Here is a 3,438-nt window from a genome sequence, read left to right as displayed (position 1 = left end):
CCCGGTGAAGGTCAGTTATGACGCTAATGGTGGTAGCGGAACCATGACTGGTAAAACCGTGGATAAGGGTAGTAAATATACCCTGCTTGATAACGCTTTCACTGCTCCGGATGACACTCAAGAGTTTGATACTTGGGAAGTTAATGGTNAGANGGTTGCGCCTGGANCCAAGATCAAGGCTGACAAGGATACCGTTATCAAAGCNGTCTGGAAGAAGATNCCGGTGAAGGTTAGTTATGACGCTAACGGTGGTAAGGGCAGCATGGATGGCGCGACCGTGGATAAGGGTAGTGAGTACACGGTGTTGCCTAACGGTTTCACTGCTCCGGATGACACCCAGGAATTTAAGGCTTGGGAAGTAAACGGCCAAGAGGTTGCGCCTGGAACCAAGATCAAGGCTGACAAGGATACCGTTATCAAAGCCGTCTGGAAGAAGATCCCGGTTGACAACCCGAATGGTGGAAGCAACAACAATGGCGATGGCGCCACTAAAGCGTCTAAATCCCCTAATTCCGGGAAGCTCTCGAAAACTGGATATGCTGGGATGCCGTATCACGTTGCAGCGATGATTCTTGTGGCTGGCGGATTACTTATCGCTGGTAGTAAGAAAACCAGAAAGCACTAAAATACGAAGATAAAGTAGCCGAAACTGCCTATATGAGTCGACGACGGCGCAGATTATCAACGAGCTGGGGATCAGCGAAGCAACGTTGAATCTGTGGTAGTCAACGTATGGGTCGATGAGCACGAGTGAAGCCAAAGGGCTCCAGCGTCTTCGTGAGGAGAACGCTTGCCACAAACGGCTCCTCGGCCAGGCGGAGCTGGAAAAGGCAACGTGGAAGGAATTATCGGAAGGAAACTTCTAAGCCCCGCTCGCCATCATGATGCCGTGTGGCGTCTGGTCGAGCGGGGCTACTCCCGAAGATATGCTCGCCAGATCGTTAGGCTCTCTCGTAGTGCCTATCGGCGTGCCAGAGCGCGCCGGGTCGACACGCCTCTCCGGATGTCCTTCGAGCAGACCCTCGATCAAAGCGGTAATTCGTGCATCGGTCGTCATAGTCCAAGCCTTGCAGGATTGAAGCGAGCTGGGCGCAGTTCCAGTTGTTCAATTGACGAGGTCACACTGCTATGCGGTTCCTCGGCGTTGCTTTGGGTAGATAAATCGGACTAGATGAGTGGGGTGGTCAAGCTGGCAACCACAAGCAGTGACCACACAATCTCACTGCGCCCAAGAACGATCACAGGAATCGGCTTTGCGCGTCGTGCCTGCCAGAGCGGAACAATCAGGGATCGGGCCAGCAGAGCAACCCACAAGACGATGGAACTCCAGCCGAGCAGATTCGCCCATACTGCACAGCAGACTCCGGCCAGCGCAAGCAGATGAAGAACCCCGCCGGCAATAATCCACGGGCGCGGGTTTTTGCGTCCGCGAATCAGTGAACGCACATACGGAACGCAGGCGATGAAATAGGCGCTGAGCACGCCAAAGGAAAGCCAAGCAAAACCAAGCTCAGTGTTCGTTGGATACACGTCAAGCGACAAACTGGCGGCAACAGGTGTCATCAACGTTGACGCAAGAACCGACGAGAACCTGGTCGCAATCGCACGATCATGCCCGCGCGACACCCCCCACAAGGTCAGCGCAACCAGCGGAGCAAAGAACGGAGCCCACGCCAGCAGTCGAGGCGCCACAACCAGAAGCGGAATTCCGAGTAGAGCAGTCAGCCCAGTCCACGTGATAAACGCAGGTTGAAGGGAAGAACGACGAGAAGACGGCGCCTTCATCCACTTCTCAAACACTTGGAAGAATGCGAACGCGCTAAACCATGCGGGGATAAGCAACGCAAAAAGCGGATGCCAGCCGGCAAGCCAACACCCCAAGAGGAGCGGGAGCAACGCAATTCCCCACGACCCCTTCTGACCGGGAACCCATCCCTTCGCGCCGAGCGAGCGTTTAACGCCACTCTTTGGTGTCATCTTCTTCGGTTCCATGACACAAACTCTAGGCAAAATGCCGGGCAATGGAGATGACAAAGCGTCGTCAAGAGACACGTTAAACCGGTGCCCGGGACCCCTTCCCGAAAGGAGTCCATAATGCCAGCCCGACCTCGTCAACCGCGAGACGTCGCTTACCAAAGCAGACGAAAACAGGAGTTTTTCGCCAAATCTGGGCACAATAGAGGCGTGAGTACCCCGACGATGACAGCTCCCGCGCCCCAAACTCCTGCGCCTAGCGCACAAGAAGACCGATCCGCAAAGATCGCGGTGACCGTATTCCCCCTGATCATCCTTGGCGCACTTGTTGGTGGACTGATCTTCCCCGACGCTGCTGCGCCACTGGTTTCCGGCGTGAACTACGCGCTGATGGTCATTATGTTCGGCATGGGTCTGACACTGACATTTCCCGACTTTGCGGTTGTTGCCCGTCGCCCCTGGCCCATCATCATGGGTGTCCTGCTCCAGTTCATCGTCATGCCTCTGTCCGCACTCTTCGTCACCTGGGCATTCCACCTCGATCCGGCGCTCGCAGTTGGCGTCATCCTTGTCGGTTGTGCGCCCGGTGGAACCGCATCGAACGTCGTCGCCTACCTTGCGAAGGGTGACGTTGCCCTGTCGGTTGCGATGACCTCCGTTTCCACGCTGCTTTCTCCGCTGGTCACGCCGATTTTGACCAAGTATTTGGCCGGCCAGTACATGCCCGTCGACGCGCCCGCGATGGCAAAGTCGATCATGATGATCGTCTTCATCCCCGTGGTCCTTGGCCTGATTGTTCGTCGCCTGATGCCACGCTTCGTTGCCACGGTTCTTCCCGCCCTGCCCTGGATGAGTGTCCTTGGCATCTCCTATGCGGTCCTCGGGTTGGTTGGCGCCTCGTCTGAGCGCATACTGTCGGGTGGCCTGCTGGTTCTTGCCGTCGTCATCGTGCACAATGCGCTTGGCTTGGGCCTCGGCTACGGTTTTGCCCGGCTGACCGGTGTCGGTGAGCGTGCAGCTCGCACGACTGCCATCGAAGTCGGTATGCAGAACTCCGGTCTAGCAGCGGGTCTCGGTGCCCAGTACTTTACCCCCGAAGCAGCCGTCCCCGGCGCAATCTTCTCTGTCTGGCACAACGTGTCCGGCTCCGCGCTGGCGGCGTTCTTCCAGCGTCGCCCACTGGACAAGTAATCCACAGTTTCGCCAGAGTTGCTCCTTCTGTTTCTCGTTGGGGGACGAGGCACCCGCAGAACTTCTACCTTTCTTCACTTCAGCGCCTTGCGCGCATAACGAATGGGCCCACGATCCGGTGTGAAAACCAGACCGTGGGCCCATCGTGTGTGAAAGCCCCCGAGGAAGTCACCACTGTCGTTGATGCCGATAACGTCGCACCAGAAGATAGAGTTCAGGCCGTGGTGCAGGTAGGCCGGGATGAGTAGGCGCTGACAATTCGGGGGAGAAAAG

Annotated in this window: 4 protein-coding genes; 2 read left to right on the top strand and 2 right to left on the bottom strand. The window is 56.7% G+C overall.

All coding sequences use genetic code 11. The annotated features are described in order from the left end of the window. Positions 1-740 precede the first annotated feature (740 nt). Positions 741-866: a hypothetical protein gene (locus AC5RE1_RS03285; RefSeq protein ID WP_493938340.1), complete on the top strand. Its 126-nt coding sequence runs from the start codon at positions 741-743 to the stop codon at positions 864-866. 301 nt (positions 867-1,167) lie between these two features. Here AC5RE1_RS03285 and AC5RE1_RS03280 read toward each other — a convergent pair whose 3' ends face one another. Continuing rightward, the gene (locus AC5RE1_RS03280; RefSeq protein ID WP_179370259.1) at positions 1,168-1,992 is read right to left on the bottom strand and encodes a YwiC-like family protein; all 825 of its coding nucleotides are present in this window, start codon (positions 1,990-1,992) and stop codon (positions 1,168-1,170) included. 207 nt (positions 1,993-2,199) lie between these two features. Between AC5RE1_RS03280 and AC5RE1_RS03275 the strand changes: the two genes are divergently transcribed. Further along, positions 2,200-3,165, top strand: a complete 966-nt coding sequence (locus AC5RE1_RS03275; RefSeq protein ID WP_179370340.1) for a bile acid:sodium symporter family protein — start codon at positions 2,200-2,202, stop codon at positions 3,163-3,165. A gap of 74 nt (positions 3,166-3,239) precedes the next feature. Here AC5RE1_RS03275 and AC5RE1_RS03270 read toward each other — a convergent pair. Continuing rightward, a partial coding sequence (locus AC5RE1_RS03270; RefSeq protein ID WP_493938339.1) for a hypothetical protein occupies positions 3,240-3,438 on the bottom strand: 199 nt, incomplete at its 5' end.

The sequence above is a fragment of the Actinotignum sp. usb-actsch-rep-73 genome (genome assembly GCF_059082735.1).
This window is presented reverse-complemented; position numbering and strand designations above follow the sequence as displayed.